Annotated in this window: 14 protein-coding genes; 12 read left to right on the top strand and 2 right to left on the bottom strand. The window is 64.9% G+C overall.

Annotation, left to right across the window (positions count from 1 at the left end):
* Window positions 1–105 precede the first annotated feature (105 nt).
* A complete protein-coding gene (locus tag B2W55_RS28155) occupies window positions 106–2,328 on the top strand; it encodes an acetate--CoA ligase family protein (protein WP_024578713.1) in 2,223 nt (740 codons plus the stop codon).
* A gap of 195 nt (window positions 2,329–2,523) precedes the next feature.
* Here B2W55_RS28155 and B2W55_RS28150 read toward each other — a convergent pair whose 3' ends face one another.
* A complete protein-coding gene (locus tag B2W55_RS28150) occupies window positions 2,524–3,285 on the bottom strand; it encodes a S1 family peptidase (protein ID WP_024578712.1) in 762 nt (253 codons plus the stop codon).
* 440 nt (window positions 3,286–3,725) lie between these two features.
* Here B2W55_RS28150 and B2W55_RS28145 point away from each other — a divergent pair, with 440 nt between their 5' ends.
* The 10 genes from B2W55_RS28145 (at window position 3,726) to B2W55_RS28100 (ending at window position 12,813) form a co-directional block, all read left to right on the top strand.
* Entirely contained in the window at window positions 3,726–4,400 is a 675-nt protein-coding gene (locus tag B2W55_RS28145) for a LuxR C-terminal-related transcriptional regulator (RefSeq protein ID WP_024578711.1), read from the top strand.
* 361 nt (window positions 4,401–4,761) lie between these two features.
* Window positions 4,762–7,212: a S8 family serine peptidase gene (locus tag B2W55_RS28140; protein ID WP_024578710.1), complete on the top strand. Its 2,451-nt coding sequence runs from the start codon at window positions 4,762–4,764 to the stop codon at window positions 7,210–7,212.
* A 174-nt stretch (window positions 7,213–7,386) separates the two neighbouring features.
* Window positions 7,387–7,578 carry a hypothetical protein gene (locus B2W55_RS28135; protein WP_021078101.1) on the top strand — a complete coding sequence of 64 codons (192 nt, stop codon included), beginning with the start codon at window positions 7,387–7,389 and terminating at the stop codon, window positions 7,576–7,578.
* Window positions 7,579–7,635: 57 nt separating this feature from the next.
* Window positions 7,636–7,812 carry a hypothetical protein gene (locus B2W55_RS28130; RefSeq protein ID WP_168200235.1) on the top strand — a complete coding sequence of 59 codons (177 nt, stop codon included), beginning with the start codon at window positions 7,636–7,638 and terminating at the stop codon, window positions 7,810–7,812.
* 50 nt (window positions 7,813–7,862) lie between these two features.
* Window positions 7,863–8,204: a hypothetical protein gene (locus B2W55_RS28125; RefSeq protein WP_145987216.1), complete on the top strand. Its 342-nt coding sequence runs from the start codon at window positions 7,863–7,865 to the stop codon at window positions 8,202–8,204.
* 98 nt (window positions 8,205–8,302) lie between these two features.
* Window positions 8,303–8,989, top strand: a complete 687-nt coding sequence (locus B2W55_RS28120; RefSeq protein WP_024578709.1) for a methyltransferase family protein — start codon at window positions 8,303–8,305, stop codon at window positions 8,987–8,989.
* Between the two features lie 153 nt (window positions 8,990–9,142).
* The gene (locus B2W55_RS28115; RefSeq protein WP_192827255.1) at window positions 9,143–9,775 is read left to right on the top strand and encodes an HAD-IA family hydrolase; all 633 of its coding nucleotides are present in this window, start codon (window positions 9,143–9,145) and stop codon (window positions 9,773–9,775) included.
* Between the two features lie 128 nt (window positions 9,776–9,903).
* Window positions 9,904–10,224, top strand: coding sequence for a hypothetical protein (locus tag B2W55_RS28110; RefSeq protein WP_024578707.1), 321 nt, complete (start codon window positions 9,904–9,906; stop codon window positions 10,222–10,224).
* A gap of 160 nt (window positions 10,225–10,384) precedes the next feature.
* Window positions 10,385–11,332, top strand: coding sequence for an AAA family ATPase (locus B2W55_RS28105; RefSeq protein ID WP_024578706.1), 948 nt, complete (start codon window positions 10,385–10,387; stop codon window positions 11,330–11,332).
* Window positions 11,333–11,436: 104 nt separating this feature from the next.
* Window positions 11,437–12,813 carry a vWA domain-containing protein gene (locus B2W55_RS28100; protein ID WP_024578705.1) on the top strand — a complete coding sequence of 459 codons (1,377 nt, stop codon included), beginning with the start codon at window positions 11,437–11,439 and terminating at the stop codon, window positions 12,811–12,813.
* Between the two features lie 31 nt (window positions 12,814–12,844).
* Here the strand turns inward: B2W55_RS28100 and B2W55_RS28095 are convergent, their stop codons facing one another.
* A complete protein-coding gene (locus B2W55_RS28095) occupies window positions 12,845–13,372 on the bottom strand; it encodes a hypothetical protein (protein ID WP_244442111.1) in 528 nt (175 codons plus the stop codon).
* 341 nt (window positions 13,373–13,713) lie between these two features.
* Here B2W55_RS28095 and B2W55_RS28090 point away from each other — a divergent pair, with 341 nt between their 5' ends.
* On the top strand, window positions 13,714–14,934 hold the full coding sequence (locus B2W55_RS28090; protein WP_024578703.1) for a DUF2235 domain-containing protein: 1,221 nt from the start codon (window positions 13,714–13,716) through the stop codon (window positions 14,932–14,934).
* Window positions 14,935–14,991: the final 57 nt, after the last annotated feature.

The raw sequence follows: 14,991 nt of genomic DNA, 5'->3' as shown, positions 1-14,991 counted from the left end.
TACCCCCTTCCCTCAGCCATAAAAACAATGAAAAATCGGGCCCTGCGGTGATCGACCGTGGGCCAGAGGAAACAGAACAATACAACAAGGATAAGGGCAGGCTCCATGGAAGCTCTCGCAAGCACCGCGTCTCATGTGTCCCACAAATGGGCGCCGCCTGCTGACGCCAGCGATATCGTCAAGAGCATCCATGCGATGCTGCACCCGCGCAACATCGTGCTGGTCGGCGCCACCGACAAGCCGGGCAACTACGCCGAACGAATCTGGAACAACCTGGTCAAGTACCAGTATGCCGGCGGCCTGTTTCCGATCAACGCCAAGCGGGAAACGATCTGGGGCGTCACCTGCTACAAGGATTTCGCCAGCCTTCCCGAAAAGCCCGACCATGTGCTGGTGCTGGTGCCGGCGCGCTTCGCGGTGCAGGTGATCCGCGACGCGGCCGCGGCCGGCGCGCGTTCGGCGACCATCGTCACCTCGGGCTTCAGCGAGTTGCAGGATGAAGAGAGCCAGCGGCTCGCGGTCGAGCTGAAGCAGGCGATCAAGGAGACCGGGCTTGCGGTCACCGGCCCGAACTGCCTCGGCAATCTGAGCGCCGGCGAGAACCTGTTCACCAATATCGACGATCGCATCGTCACCATGGAGCCGGGCGCAGTGGCGATCGCCGGCCAATCCGGCGCGATCGTGATGGCGATCCGCCAGGCGCTGGAGGATCGCGGTGTCGGCGTCGGTTACATGGTGACGACCGGCAATGAATCCGGGCTCGAGACGCCGGACCTGATGAGCTATTTCGCCGCCGATCCGAGCATCCGCGTCATCGTGGTCTATCTCGAAGGCGTCAGGAACACGAAGGTGTTCCGCGATGCCTGCAAGGCGGCACGCGCCGCCGGCAAGCCCGTCATCGCACTCAAGCTCGGCGCCTCCGAAGGCGGCCGTGCCGCGGCGATGGCGCATACCGGCGCGCTCGCCGGTTCGATCGAGACGTTCGACGCAATCTCGACCCGCGAGGGCGTGATCCGCGTGCGCGGGCTGGATGAACTGATCGAAACCACCGAGTGCTTCGTCCATGCCGACCCGCCGAAGGGCAATCGGCTTGCGGCAGTGTCGCTCTCGGGAGGCAAGCGCGGACTCTTGATCGACGCATTCTATTCCGCCGGGCTCAATTTCGCGCCGCTGAGCGAGAGCGCATCGGAGCAACTGGCGAAGATGCTCGGCCCCGGCAGCATCGTCGGCAACCCGCTCGACGCCGGCTTCGCCGCGGTGGTCGATCCCTCCGTCTACATGAAGTCGATCAAGATCATGATCGACGATCCCGACACCGACATCGTCATCATCGATGCCGAGCTGCCGAAGGCGCCGCACGAGCTGCGCGAGCGCAACCTGAAGATCGTCAACGAGATGGCGGGCCAGGCCAACAAGCCGGTGATCTATATCAGCGCGATGTCGATCGGCTTCACCGAGTTCACCAAGGGATTGCGCAAGTCGTTGCCCAACATCGCGGTCATGCAGGGTCTCGACCGCGCGGTCGGCGCGATCAAGTCGCTGATTGAATATGCCGGCCTGCGCAAGGAGGTGCCCGACATCGTGTCGAGCTCGAAGGCCTCGGCACGCGCTGTGCTGGAGAAGACGCTGAAGGCCGCCAACGGCGCCGCCGCGCTCGACGAGGTCGCCTCGAAGGCGCTGCTCAAGGCCTATGGCATCCCGATCTCGAAGGAAGACGTCGCGCAGACCGCGGCGGAAGCCGTGAAGATCGCCAAGCAGATCGGCTTCCCGGTGGTCGCCAAGGTGGTCAGCCCCGACATCCTGCACAAGTCGGATATCGGGGGCGTGGTGCTGAACCTCGCCAACGCCGCCGAGGTAAAGAAAGCATTCAACGACATCACCGCGCGGGTGAAGAAGCTGAAAGGCAAGCCGAAGCTCGAGGGCATCCTGATCGCGCAGCAGGTCAAGGCCGATCTCGAGCTCGTGGTCGGCGCCTCGCTCGATGCCGAAATGGGGCCGGTGGTGCTGTTCGGCACCGGTGGCGTCGATATCGAATTGATGAAGGACGTGGCGCTGGCCGGCGCGCCCCTCGATGCCGCCGAGGCGAAGGAGCTGATCGCGAAGACCAAGGCCGGCATCAAGTTGAAGGGCTATCGCGGCAAGCCCGCACTGCACGAGGCGTCGGCGGTGAAAGCGCTGGTCGGGCTCTCCAACCTGATGGCCGACGCCGGCACCCGCATCGCCTCGATCGACGTCAACCCGTTCCTGATCAACAGCAAGCTCGGCGTCGCCGTCGACGGCCTGATCGTGCTCAACAACGCCGCCGCAAACAAGGCGGCGGGGCACTAGGCTCGGGCGCGGGCTCTCTCAGTCCCGTCATCCTGAGGGGCGCGTAGCGCGTCCCGAAGGATGCACGGCCCTACTGTGGCCGATTCATCCTTCGAGGCTCGCTCCGCTCGCACCTCAGGATGACGGAACTTGGTGCGCGCCCGCGGCTTCATCAGCGTGTAGGGTGGGCAAAGGTGCATTTCGGACAGCCGCGCCCTAGAAGCTCGCGCCCCATTGCAGCGCGGTCTGCATCACCCAGTCGCGATAGAGCGTCAGCGGCGTCACGCCGGTGATGCCGCCGCAGCCGTCGCTGCCGTTCGGGCCGGTGGACCAACTCACGACGCCGACGATCACGGGGCCGCCTTGCTTGTCCTCGAACACAGGCGCACCGGAATCGCCGGTGCAGGCGCCGAGCCCGTCGCGCACGCCCTGCCCGACCGGATCGACCAGCCGGATCTGTAGCGTGCCGGGCTTGCCGCTCGCGATCAGGCCGGCGACACGAATGCTGCCGCCGCTCTTGCCGTCGCCACGCACGGTGACGCCGACTCCAGCGATAGTAAAGCGGCCGCCGACCTGGATCGGAATGTTGGGCATGCCGAGCACCGCCGGCGCCTTGCCCGCGGCCGACACCGCGAGTTGCAGCAGCGCGACGTCCGCGGTTGCGACGTGATTGGCCATCGCCTGCATCCGAAAGCCGGGATGGATCGCGACCGTCCTGACGTCCTGCAATTTCGGTTGCCGGTCCGGACCAGAGTCGACGATCTTGTAGTCGGCGCCGGGCTGCACGCAATGCGCGGCGGTCAACACCACCTTCGGTGCGATCAGCGCGCCGGTGCAGAAATTGCCGCGCGAGCCAACGATGGTGACGACAGAGCGCGCAACGCCGTCGGTCGAGGGCGCACCGCCACCGACAATCGCCGATGCCGGCGTTGCCATCAACAGGGTCAGGAGGGCTGTCGCTCGAATCAATCTCGTCATGGAATCCCGTCGATTTGCATCGGAACTGATCAGATCCGAGGCGCGACATTGCGTCGCTCACACACGGCCTCGGCGAACACACGATGTCGTACAGAGCATCCGGGCCTGTGCGCGTCAATTGTCTAAATATTGAGCCGTCGATGACTACAGCGTTGACGTCGCCGCCAGATTCCCGCACCGCCATCACGCACGGCACGCCGCGTCACCGCTCCTGTCTCGATACGCGCCCAGGGACGACCCGCGCCGCGCGTTCCAGACCACGCTCCGAATGTGAACTGCCTCTCTTGATCATGCGATCATCGAGGCCGTAATTTCGTCCCGATATTGATACAACCTCTGGCAGCATACCGCATACTTACCTTCATGACTTTCTGGATGCCGGTGCCGTGACTTTTCATACGGCTTTTCCATCCGCCATTTTATTGAGTTCGAGGATAATGATGAGGATCGCGGTCGTCACGCCGATCAGGCTGTTCAGCGAGGGGCTTACCTCGAGTTTCCAGGACCACGCCGAGTTTGCGATCGAGGCTGCGGCTTCCGATCTCGCCGGCCTGCGCGAGGCACTCGAAACCAGCAGCGTCAATGTCATCCTGATCGACGTCACACAGGGCATCGATCTCGACGAAGTGCGCGTAATCGCGAGCCAAAATGCGGACATTGCCCTGGTCGCGCTCGGCCTCAACGAGGACCGGCGTGACGTGGTCCGCTGCGGCCGCGCCGGGTTCAGCGGCTATATTTCCCGCAACGCCAGCTTTGACGAACTCTGCCGCGCGCTGTCGGACGTCGCATCGGGACGGCTCGCTTGCAGCGCCGAGATTTCCGGCGGCCTGCTGCGAGCGCTGTTTTGCATGGAGCGTCAGACGGATACGATCGAAGCGGAGCAGGGGCTGACGCGCCGCGAAAGCGAAGTCCTGAAGCTCATTGGACAGGGCATGTCCAACAAGGAGATCGCGCGCGATCTCAATCTGAGCCTCGCGACGGTCAAGCATCATGTCCATCACGTATTGCAGAAGCTCGGCCTGCCGCGCAGGACCCAGGCGATGCGGCGGGTGCGCGAAGCACCGTGGATCGCGACCTTCGCGCCCGCTGCCGACCGGCGGCGCGAGCTGGACTGACGGCAATATCCTGAATTCCGTATTCAGCCGGCGACGGCGTGTTCGCGCGCCGGCGCTCAACGCGGCTCGTCACGTGCAGGCGCACGCAACTTGCGCCGTCAGATGATCCGAACCCAACCCTTTGATCGATCTTTTGCGGCGCGCGATCGATCTCCTGGATCGATCTCCTGGATCGATCGATCCCTATCGTCGGCTCGATCCTTTCTGATCCACCGCGGCGAATAGGTTGTTCGCGGCAGACCTGCCACAACAGCACCAGCGCAACGACATTCTGCCGATTTTCGTTCGTTGCCTGAATCCAATTGCCGCGAAAAGCGGATCGGCTGCGCGGACGCGCGGCGGATCGGTCGGGAATCATTTCATGAATCCAGTTGCCGAGATCGCTGGTCTGGCTGCCTTGTGGCAGAGAACGTCGGGTGGCGATCCCGCGGTGAAGATCGCGATCATCGACGGCCCCGTCGACCTCAATCATCCCTCGCTCAGGCAGGCCCGTGTCGCGATGGGTGGCGAGTTCGTCGCGCCGTCTTCGCCGACGATCCAGTCCGAGCACGGCACCCATGTCACGAGCGTGCTGATGGGCACGCCCGGCAGCCCGGTGCTTGGCGTCGCGCCGAATTGCAGCGCCACCGTGTTCTCGATCTATCGCGAGAATGCCGGCGGCCAGATCGAGCCGTCCTCGCAGAGTACTCTCGCGCTCGCGATCAACCAGGCGCTCGCCGTCGGCGCCGACATCATCAACATCAGCAGCGGCCAGCAGTCCGTGACCGGACAGGCCGACCGCATCCTGGTCGATGCGGTGCGCGCCTGCGAACGCGCCGGCAAGCTGATCGTCGCCGCCGCCGGCAATGACGGCTGCCGCTGCGTTCAGGTGCCGGGCAGCCTCGCCTCGGTGCTCGCGGTCGGCGCATGCGATCTGGCCGGCAATCCGCTGCCGTTCAGCAATTTCGGCGACGCCTATCTCGAGAACGGCATCCTGGCGCCGGGCGAGAACATCGCCGGCGCCTCGCCGGTCCGCAATGTCAGCCTGCGTTCGGGAACGAGCTTCGCCGCGCCGATCGTCACCGGCGTCGTCGCGCTGCTGCTTTCATGCCTGCGCCAAAACGGACGCAAGGCCGATCCGCAAGCCGTCCGTGCCGCGCTGCTCGAAAGCGCCGTGCCCTGCCGCAGCGACAGCGGCGCTTCGCGCTGTCTCGCCGGACGGCTCGATATTCCCGCGGCTGTCGCCGCCCTGCTTGGCGAGCAGGCGGACGCCGTCATGCCGTCGGGTGCCACGGCCGCGCCTCCCCGCTTCTGGGGAGTGACCGCGCGCCCTTTCGTCCAACCGTCATCCGCCGCTCAGCCAACTGCAACCAGAGAGGGTTCCATGGGAGATCTATCAGCAATGTCTGCACCATCGGCTCCGCGCATCTTCGGGCCGGACGGCTCGGTCCTGCGAAGCAGCGCCGGGATCACGCCAAGCGAGGCCCAGCCGGCCGCACCTGCGGCCATGGCGGCCCCCGTTGATCACGGCGTCGTCGCCGCGCCGATCGCAGCGCCCGCGCCCTATCCGTACCACGCCCCTTATCCCGGCGGCGACATGGTCTGGATGCCGGCACCAGCGCCGCAGATGGTGATGCCGCCGATGATGATGCCGCAGATGGCGATGCCAGCCGCCGGCATGATGCCGCAAACCTGGCTGCAACCGCAGCAATTGCCGGCACTGATGCCGAGCAATGCGTATCCCGTCGCAGTGCCGCAGGCGCTGCCGATGTATGAAGCCCCCGCGGTGCGGACCAGCGAGAAGAGCTGCGGCTGTGGCGGCGGCATGCGCCCGCAGGGCGCGACGCCGGAGTCCACCGGTCAGCTCGCCTTCCCGATCGGCAGGTTGTTCTACGATTTCGGCAAGGAAGCCCGCCTCGATTACTTCGTGCAGGCGATCGCCAACTGGCGCGACAGCCTGATCGGACGCGGCGATCCGGCATTCGGACCGGAGCGCGATCGCTCCGGCGATACGTCGGCCCCCTACAATCCGGCGATCATGGCGCGCTATCTGCTGAACCAGGCCGAAGGCGAGACCGCGACGCCGGCCGGCGCCGGCAACAACTTCCCGGACGCCGACGCGATCACCTGGACGATGACGATCGATTCGATCCCGATCTACGCGATCAAGCCGCTCGATGTGTTCGGTCTCGGGTTCTTCGCCGCGCTGATCCTCGCGCTGTGGCACCAGGAAGTCTCGCACGACGATCCGGCGACGACCCGCACGGTGGTGATCGCGACAGCGGCCGTGGCCGAAGCCGATGCGCGACCGGTCACGCCCCCGGCATTCCCGCCGCGCGGCGGTGTTGCGCGGGTCTCGATGGCCGGCTGGGTCGACAGCACCAACACGACCAAGCTGCTGAACGGCACCGTCGTGCCGACGCTGGTGACCGATTGGCGCGGCTTCTACCAGTGGGATCTCTACACGCTGTTCGGACCCGACGCCGACACCTGGCCGGCCGGCGCCGAGGGCTTCCTCGAGCGGATCTACAATGAGTTCCGCAATGTCGGCCTCTCGCCGCAGGATCGCGCGCTGAACTACTCCGCGATGAACGCCTACAACACGCGGAAGATCTTCAGCGACGTCGCCAAGAAGGGCCTGCGGCTCGACACTGTCGAGGTCGACCAGAGCGTGATCTGCCGCCCCGACTCGATCTGCCACGACGTGACCTACCGCTTCTTCAACCCGACGCAAGTCCTGACCCAGGCGCGCGAAGTCTATCAGTACACGATCGACGTGAGCGACGTGGTGCCGGTGGCGGTCGGGCCGCTGCGGAACTGGCAGGTCTATTGACGCGATTGCTCCTCTGCGTCCGGAGGAGATCAGAACGTGGCGCGAATTGGCGTCACGTGGTTCAGGGGATCGACGCGATGAGCGATCCCCTGGGCGACGTCCAGCGACGGCTGCCCCGGTCGGTGCTCACCTCCCGTAGTCGCCGTCAATTCAAACCGAAAGAAGGAGCTGAACATGTACGCAAGGAACGACTTTGAGACCTTCGGCAGCGTGCGTAGCCCGATCCAGTGTGAGGGCATCGAGCGCGGTCCGAAGCGGATTGCCGAAGTGGCGACCAACGGTTCGGTCAACCCGCAGGGCTGGCAGGACATCGTCGGTGGCGTTGTGCAGGCGCTGCCGGGCGTCCTCGGTGCTTTCGGCATCTGATCGCCAAACTCGGGGCCCGGCGCAGTCGGGCCCCACCCCTGCCGAGAGGAGGCTGCCATGATGGAAAAATCCACCGCCAAGAGCCCACAGCAACCGCGGAACGGTCGCCGGATCGAACCCTCCGGAAAGATCGTCGTATCGTCAGTCGTGACCCATGCCGCGCTGCTCGCCGCGATCAGCGACCGCAACCCGATCATCGCCAAACGCACCACATCCGACGAGGACAAGTCCTGAGGTCCAAATCCTGAAACTATCGTCATCACCGAACCTATGGAGCCGATGCCATGGCAAGAACGCCCCGCAAATCCGGATCCGACAGCGCCGCCTCTCCGCCGCCGGCGGAAGCGCCATCCGCAGCGTCGAGCATAGCCGACGCGCGGCGCCCGTTGGAGGCAGCCGTTGTCGCCCGTCCGAAGATCGCCACCACGCCCGCCCCGCCGACCACGTCGAGTTACATGGCGCCGCCGCAAGGCCCCGGCGCTCCGCAGCAGATGCGCCATGACGGCTCGCCGCATTCGGAGGCGCGGCTCAACACCGCGATGAAGATCCTGCTCGACCCCACCGCCCGCGCAATGCCGAGCAAGGTCTACTCCGGACAGGCGCGAAACTGGACGCGTCGGCCGTGATCGGCGTCGCGCACTGATTATCGCTGCGATCCGCTGCCCAGGCCTGCAACGGCCCGCCCGATTGGCGGCGCGGCCGTTGCCATTTGTCGGAGAGAGACATGGACCAGAACGGCAATTCTCCTCGCATCAATCTGCGTCGCGCCGCCTTCACATGCGTGGGCCTCGGATCGCTCCTCTTTCTCGCGGCCGGTACCATGCGATGGGCCGGCGGCTGGGTGTTCCTCGCCGAGATCACGATCGGCGGGCTGATCACCGAAGCCTGGCTCGCCAGGCATGATCCGGGATTGCTGGCCGAGCGGCGTACCGCGCGCGGCCAGGCCGGGTGGGATCGCGTCATCACCTCGATCATGCCGTTATTGTGGCTGACATGGCTGCCGCTGATGGCGCTCGACGCGATGCGCTACCAGACCTCGTTCATCCCGTTCTGGCTGCAATGCGCCGGCGCCGTCATGATCGCGGCATCGTTCTACATCGTCTACCGGACCTACCGGGAGAACAGCTACGCCGCGCCGGTGGTGAAAATCCAGCGCGAGCGCGGGCACGCCGCGGTGACCACGGGGCCTTACGCCTATGTGCGCCACCCGATCTACGCCAGCGGCCTGCTGACCTATCTCGGCACGCCGCTGCTGCTGGGATCCTGGTGGGGCCTCGTCATCGTGCCGGTGATGATGGCGTTGCTTGGCCTGCGGTCGATGATGGAGGAGCGGATGCTCACCGCCGAGCTCGATGGCTATGCCGAGTATCTCACCCGCGTGCGCTACCGCCTGGTGCCGATGGTGTGGTGAGTCTTCCGCGCGGCGGAGTTTGCCGCGAACTGGCGGCTTGCCTGACCGGCGCCACTTCCAATAAAGAGGGCTTGACGCGCGTTTCCCTGTCTTCCGCCGAACCGGCGGAAGAACCGAGGCGAAGCCGCCGCTTTGCAACGGGCAGGGATTTTGATGATCGAGGCAGTGATCTGGGATTTCGGCGGCGTCTTGACCACCTCGCCGTTCGAGGCATTCGCGCGCTATGAGACCGAGCGCGGCCTGCCGATCGACATCATCCGCCGCACCAACGCCGCCAACCATCTCGAGAACGCCTGGGCCAAGTTCGAGCGCGCCGAGATCGGTATCGACGCGTTCGACGAGCTGTTCGCATCGGAATCGAAGGCGCTCGGCGCCGAGGTGCGCGGCAAGGACGTGCTGCCGCTGCTGTCCGGCGACCTGCGGCCCGAAATGGTCGAGGCGCTGAAGCGCATCAAGGCGAAATTCAAGACCGGCTGCATCACCAACAACCTGCCGTCGAATGCGATCGGCAGCCACAGCGGACGCACGCTGTATGTCGCCGAGGTGATGGCGCTGTTCGATCACGTCATCGAGTCCGCCAAGATCGGCCTGCGCAAGCCCGATCCGCGCATCTACCGGATGATGGTGGAGACGCTCCAGGTCAATCCAAACAACTGCGTCTATCTCGACGATCTCGGCGTCAATCTGAAGCCGGCGCGCGAGATGGGCATGACCACGATCAAGGTCGCGAACGCCGCGCAGGCGATCTCCGAGCTCGAGGCCGCGACCGGCCTCACGCTGAGGTGAAGTCGGTTCCGGCCACATTCACCGGGCATTCAGCCAAAGCTTCCTAATCATAAGCCTCTTTCCTGATCTGAGCGTGTTTCCGGAAACAGCATCCCCGTTTCCGGACGATGCTTGCGGAGGCAGATTCCATGAAACGTCTCGTCGTCGCCCTCGTCTCGGCCGGCTCCCTGCTGGTCTCGTTCGCGGCTCTCGCGCAATCGACCCCGGCCCCTGCCGCAGCAGCGCCAGCGGCGGCTCCCGCGCAGGAGAGCACTGCTGCGGCCGCGCCCGTGCCCGGCGCCAAGCGCGCAGCCTGCCAGAGCTCCACCCAGGCGCTGAAGGGTCAGGACAAGCGCGACCAGATGCAGCTCTGCATGGCGCAGGCGCATCTCGACTGCCTGAAACAGGCCATCGACCAGAAGATCACCGGCCCGCAGCGCAAGGATTTCGTGAAGAGCTGCGCCGGCTAGCGGCAGCGTCTCAGCCGTATTGCGCTCGGCGGAAATACCCCGAACCATGCGCTAACCCCAGCCTTTGGTCTCCAGCCATCGCGGGCCAAACGAGCCTTGTGCTTTGCCCGCAACGGGCGCAGAACAGGTCCGAGTTCAAGGTAATTCGGAGCTGACCCTCGTGGCTGATACCAGGCCCACCGCCTCGATCGAGGCCGTGGAAAGCGGCCTCGCCGCGCAAGGCTATATTGCAAGCCGGCAGATCGCGACCGCGGTCTATCTGTCGCAGCAGATCGAGAAGCCGATCCTGGTCGAGGGCCCTGCCGGCGTCGGCAAGACCGAGCTGGCCAAGGCGATCGCCGCCTGGCGCGGCATGAAGATGATCCGCCTGCAATGCTATGAGGGCCTCGACGAGGCCAAGGCACTGTATGAGTGGAAATACGCCAAACAGCTGCTCTACACCCAGATCCTGAAGGATAAGCTCGGCGAGGTGCTCGGCGGCGCGCAGACGCTGGCGGCGGCACTCGACCAGCTCCACACCTTCGGCGACGTGTTCTTCTCCAAGGAGTTTGTCGAGCCGCGGCCGCTGTTGCAGGCGCTGGAGCAGCCGGCCGGCTGCGTGCTCTTGATCGACGAGATCGACAAATCGGACGCCGAATTCGAATCGCTGCTTTTGGAGATCCTCTCGGACTTCCAGGTCACGATCCCCGAGCTCGGCACCGTCTCCGCGGTGGCGCCGCCGACCGTGATCCTGACCTCGAACAGCGAACGCGACCTCGGCGACGCCCTGAAGCGGCGCTGCTTGCATCTGCATATCGGTTTCCCCGAGCAGAAGCTGGAAGAGCGCATCGTCGAGAGCCGGGTGCCCGGCATCTCGCAGACCCTGCGCAAGCAGATGGTCGGCTTCATCCACGAGATCCGCTCGCTCGACCTGAAGAAGCTGCCCTCGGTCAGCGAGGCGATCGATTGGGCACGCGTGCTGGTGCTGCTGCAGACGAACGAGCTCGACCACGAGATCGTCAAGGACACGCTCAACGTGCTGCTGAAATACGAGGCCGACATCGAGGCCGCGACGCCGCAGATCTCGTCCTTCATCGCCAAGGCATCGCGCCAGGGCGTGTTCAGCTAAGGCATGATCCGGAAAAGTGTGAAGCGGTTTTCCGACAAGATCATGCTCAAAGAAGGAGCTAAAGCGCGATGACAATTCAATCCAATTTCATCGCGCTTTAGAAGATGCGCGAGAACCTGCATCGCTTCTTTCGTGCGGCGCGGGGGGCCGGTGTCCGGGTCTCGCCCGCCGAAAGCATCGACGCGATGCGGGCGGTCGCCCAGGTCGGCTTTGCCGACCGCGACGTCCTGCGCGACACCTTCCTGCTGACACTCGCCAAGACCCAGGACGAGAAGCGCTCGCTCGGCGAATGCTTCGACCTGTTCTTCAGCCAGCCCGAGCCGCAGCAGGAGAGCACCGAGCAGAACAAGGCTGACGACAGCAGCGCATCCGGCGCCAACCCCTCGGCCGATGAGCATGGCGATACGTCAGGCGGCGCGGCCAACGAGAATATCGGCTCGCTGGCGCAGATGCTGCTGTCGCAGGATCGTTCCGCGATCTCGACGGCGATCGCCAACGCCTCCGGCGCCGCCTCGCTGCCCGACATCCGCTACTTCACCCAGCGCGGCATCTTCCAGACCCGTATCCTCGACGCGATGGGCATCCAGCGCCTGCGCGATGACATCGACGAGCAGACCACGCGCAATCCGGCGCTCGCCGAACGTTTGCAGGAGGCGCTCAACGGCCTGCGCGGCACGGTTCGCGACGCGGTCTCGCAGGCGCTGCTGCTCTACGGCCGCGAGGAAGCGGAGAACCTGCGCAACGAGATCCTGCGCAACGCGCCGCTGGCGCGGATCGAGCCGCGGCAGGTCGAGCAGATGCGTGCGCTGATCCGCCAGATCGCGCGGCGGCTGCGCGAACGCTATTCCAAGCCGCGCAAGCGCCAACGTCGCGGCCATCTCGACGTCCGCCGCACGCTGCGGCGCAACGCGGCCTGGGGCGGCGTGCCGTTCCTGACCGCGTGGAAGCGCAAGCACCGCGACCGACCGAAGATCGTGGCGCTGTGCGACGTTTCGGGCTCGGTCGCCCGCGTCTCGGACTTCTTCCTGCTCCTGATCCACAGCCTGCATGAGGTGGTCGACGACGTCCGTTCGTTCGCCTTCTCGGGCCATTTGATCGAGGTCAGCGACATCCTGGAATCGATGTCGCCGGAAGAGGCGATGAAGGAGATCATGTCCAAGGTCGGCTTCGGCTCGTCCGACTACGGCAACTCGTTCGCCGATTTCGAGGACAATTGGATGAGCGCGATCACGCCGCAGACCACGGTGATCGTGCTCGGCGACGCCCGCAGCAACAACCTCGATCCGCGCGCCGACATCCTGCGCCGCATCGGCGAACGCTCCAAACGGCTGGTGTGGCTCAACCCCGAGGGCCGCATGGTCTGGGGCTTCGGCGATTCCGAGATGCCGCGCTACGCGACCTTCTGCACCGCGGTGCGCCAATGCGCCACCGCACGGCAGCTCGAGCGTGCGGTGTCCGACATCGTGGCGACCTATCAATAGACGGCAGCGCCGATGACGGTCTCAGCCCGTCTCAGATCGCAATCGCTTCGTTGTGGAACAGCCAGCCGACGAAGGCGATCAGCGTCAACGCGATCGATGCGAAGATGCTCGCGAACTTGATCGTCGTGATCGCCTTCAGGACCGAAACCGAGCGCGCGGCCTCGTGCCGGTCGCCGCGCAGCAACAGCCATGCCAGCAGACAGTCCTCGATCAGGTCGCTGAGCAGATAAACCGCCGGCACCACCAGGCCGAGCGGCGCTGCGACCGGATAGAACTGCTTGAGCAAGTGCGATGACGCCGCGCCCAACGCGCCCGCCAGCGCCAGCATGACGATGAGATCGAGCGGGAACAGGATCGGAAAGACATATTTCATCCGAAGATCGGACTGCACCAGTTCGCCAAGCTGGTCGCCGGTGTAGCTCAATGTCCTCTCGGGAAAGCGAGCGCGAAATCGTTTGGCAAAGACGCGATCGGAATAGACACCGACCCACCAGAACAATCCGAACGCAATCACCACCAGACCCGCGAGAATGACCGTCACGAGGGCTTGATGGCTCATGCCGATCCGTTCCTGCCGATGATGAGAAAACTGCGGCAACCCGCAGGTAAAATGATCGCGCGCACCGGCGAAGTCCCCGAACGGGAGAGAATGTCAACGCATCACAGCAATGATCGACATTCAGATTCCCACCTTTTCCGGGGTGTGGCAATTGAATTCTACGGATAGCGCGGAGAGCGAGTATGCAGCTGGTGCCAATGGCGGCAATCGGATCGGGGCTGCGCCGGCGGCACCGGCGGTCACACCGCGTACACTAAACCGTCTTCAATTGGAGATTGAACCCTCCGCGCATCCTGCCATAGATTGGGGCCACGAATTTCACGGCGACCGCGGGGAAACGGATGCCGAAGGATATTGTGATTTGTTGCGACGGCACCGGCAACGAGATCGGCGCCAATATTTCCAACGTGCTGAAGCTGTTTCGTGTCACCGACAAGGATGACCGGCAGCGGATTTATTATCATCCGGGTCTCGGCACGATCGGCCTGCAAAACAGTTGGGGCCGCTTCAAGCAGGAGGTACGCGGCCTGTTCGGGCTGGCGTTCGGCGCCGGTCTCGACGAGGACACGCTCGGCGCCTACCAGTTTCTGTGCCGGCTCTGGGAGCCCGGCGACCGGGTCTGGATGTTCGGCTTCAGCCGCGGCGCCTATACCGTGCGGGTGCTGGCGGCTTTCGTTCGCGTGATGGGCCTGCTGCCGGTCGACCAGATCGACCTCGCGGGCTATGCGTTCTCGACCTACAAGAAGGCCAGCGCGGACGCCCAGAAGCCCGACGGCACGTTCGACGATGCGCCGCTGAAGGAGGCCTGGCATTTCAGCCAGATCGCCGGCGGCCGCAACATCGACGTCGAATTCGTCGGCGTCTGGGACACCGTCGCCTCGATCATCGTGCCGCGGCAGGACAACTTCCTGTTCGACATGCAGACCCTGCTGTTCACCCGCACCAACTCCAGCGTCAAGCGCTTCCGCCAGGCGATCTCGATCGACGAGCGGCGGCGCATGTTCCGCCTCAACCAGTGGAAGGAGCCGCAGCCCTACCGGTCGAATCCGTTCGATCCGCAGACAGAAGTGCCCCAGGACATCCGCCAGGTCTGGTTCGCCGGCGTGCACTCCGACGTCGGCGGCGGCTATCCGGAAGATGAGAGCGGGCCGTCGAAGTTTCCACTGATCTGGATGCTCGAGCAGGCCAAGGCCGCCGGGCTGCATATGGATCAGGCACTGATCGACCATCTCGCCTGGGGGTTGCCGCTGCCGCCACACAGCCACGAATATGTGCCGCCGAGCGCGACGGCCCCGCTGCACAATTCGCTGACCGGCGCCTGGGAAATCCTGGAGTGGATTCCGAAGAGCGACAAGTGGAAGGAATGGCCGGCGCGAAAGTCCGTTCTCGGCTTCTATCTGCCGCGCGGCGAGCCGCGGCCAATTCCCGAAGGCGCGACCATCCATGCCTCGGTGCTGGAACGCATCGAGCAGGTTCCGACTTACAGGCCGATCAACCTGCCGAAGAGCTACCAGGTCGAACCCATGACGCCACCGCCGGCGCCACCAACTCCGATCGCCTGAATGTACCGCTCTCGGTCACCGGGATAATTCCGACAAGGCGCTGGCGCGAGTGGCGTC

This window comes from Bradyrhizobium sp. UBA2491 (genome assembly GCF_002341725.1).
Taxonomy (GTDB): Bacteria; Pseudomonadota; Alphaproteobacteria; order Rhizobiales; family Xanthobacteraceae; genus Bradyrhizobium.
This window is presented reverse-complemented; position numbering and strand designations above follow the sequence as displayed.

What these genes read in the sequence shown, in the direction of transcription:
- B2W55_RS28155 (WP_024578713.1), top strand. Translation starts at nt 106, where the DNA reads ATGGAAGCTCTCGCAAGCACCGCGTCTCATGTGTCCCACAAATGGGCG.
- B2W55_RS28150 (WP_024578712.1), bottom strand. Translation starts at nt 3,285, where the DNA reads ATGACGAGATTGATTCGAGCGACAGCCCTCCTGACCCTGTTGATGGCA.
- B2W55_RS28145 (WP_024578711.1), top strand. Translation starts at nt 3,726, where the DNA reads ATGAGGATCGCGGTCGTCACGCCGATCAGGCTGTTCAGCGAGGGGCTT.
- B2W55_RS28140 (WP_024578710.1), top strand. Translation starts at nt 4,762, where the DNA reads ATGAATCCAGTTGCCGAGATCGCTGGTCTGGCTGCCTTGTGGCAGAGA.
- B2W55_RS28135 (WP_021078101.1), top strand. Translation starts at nt 7,387, where the DNA reads ATGTACGCAAGGAACGACTTTGAGACCTTCGGCAGCGTGCGTAGCCCG.
- B2W55_RS28130 (WP_168200235.1), top strand. Translation starts at nt 7,636, where the DNA reads ATGATGGAAAAATCCACCGCCAAGAGCCCACAGCAACCGCGGAACGGT.
- B2W55_RS28125 (WP_145987216.1), top strand. Translation starts at nt 7,863, where the DNA reads ATGGCAAGAACGCCCCGCAAATCCGGATCCGACAGCGCCGCCTCTCCG.
- B2W55_RS28120 (WP_024578709.1), top strand. Translation starts at nt 8,303, where the DNA reads ATGGACCAGAACGGCAATTCTCCTCGCATCAATCTGCGTCGCGCCGCC.
- B2W55_RS28115 (WP_192827255.1), top strand. Translation starts at nt 9,143, where the DNA reads ATGATCGAGGCAGTGATCTGGGATTTCGGCGGCGTCTTGACCACCTCG.
- B2W55_RS28110 (WP_024578707.1), top strand. Translation starts at nt 9,904, where the DNA reads ATGAAACGTCTCGTCGTCGCCCTCGTCTCGGCCGGCTCCCTGCTGGTC.
- B2W55_RS28100 (WP_024578705.1), top strand. Translation starts at nt 11,437, where the DNA reads ATGCGCGAGAACCTGCATCGCTTCTTTCGTGCGGCGCGGGGGGCCGGT.
- B2W55_RS28095 (WP_244442111.1), bottom strand. Translation starts at nt 13,372, where the DNA reads ATGAGCCATCAAGCCCTCGTGACGGTCATTCTCGCGGGTCTGGTGGTG.
- B2W55_RS28090 (WP_024578703.1), top strand. Translation starts at nt 13,714, where the DNA reads ATGCCGAAGGATATTGTGATTTGTTGCGACGGCACCGGCAACGAGATC.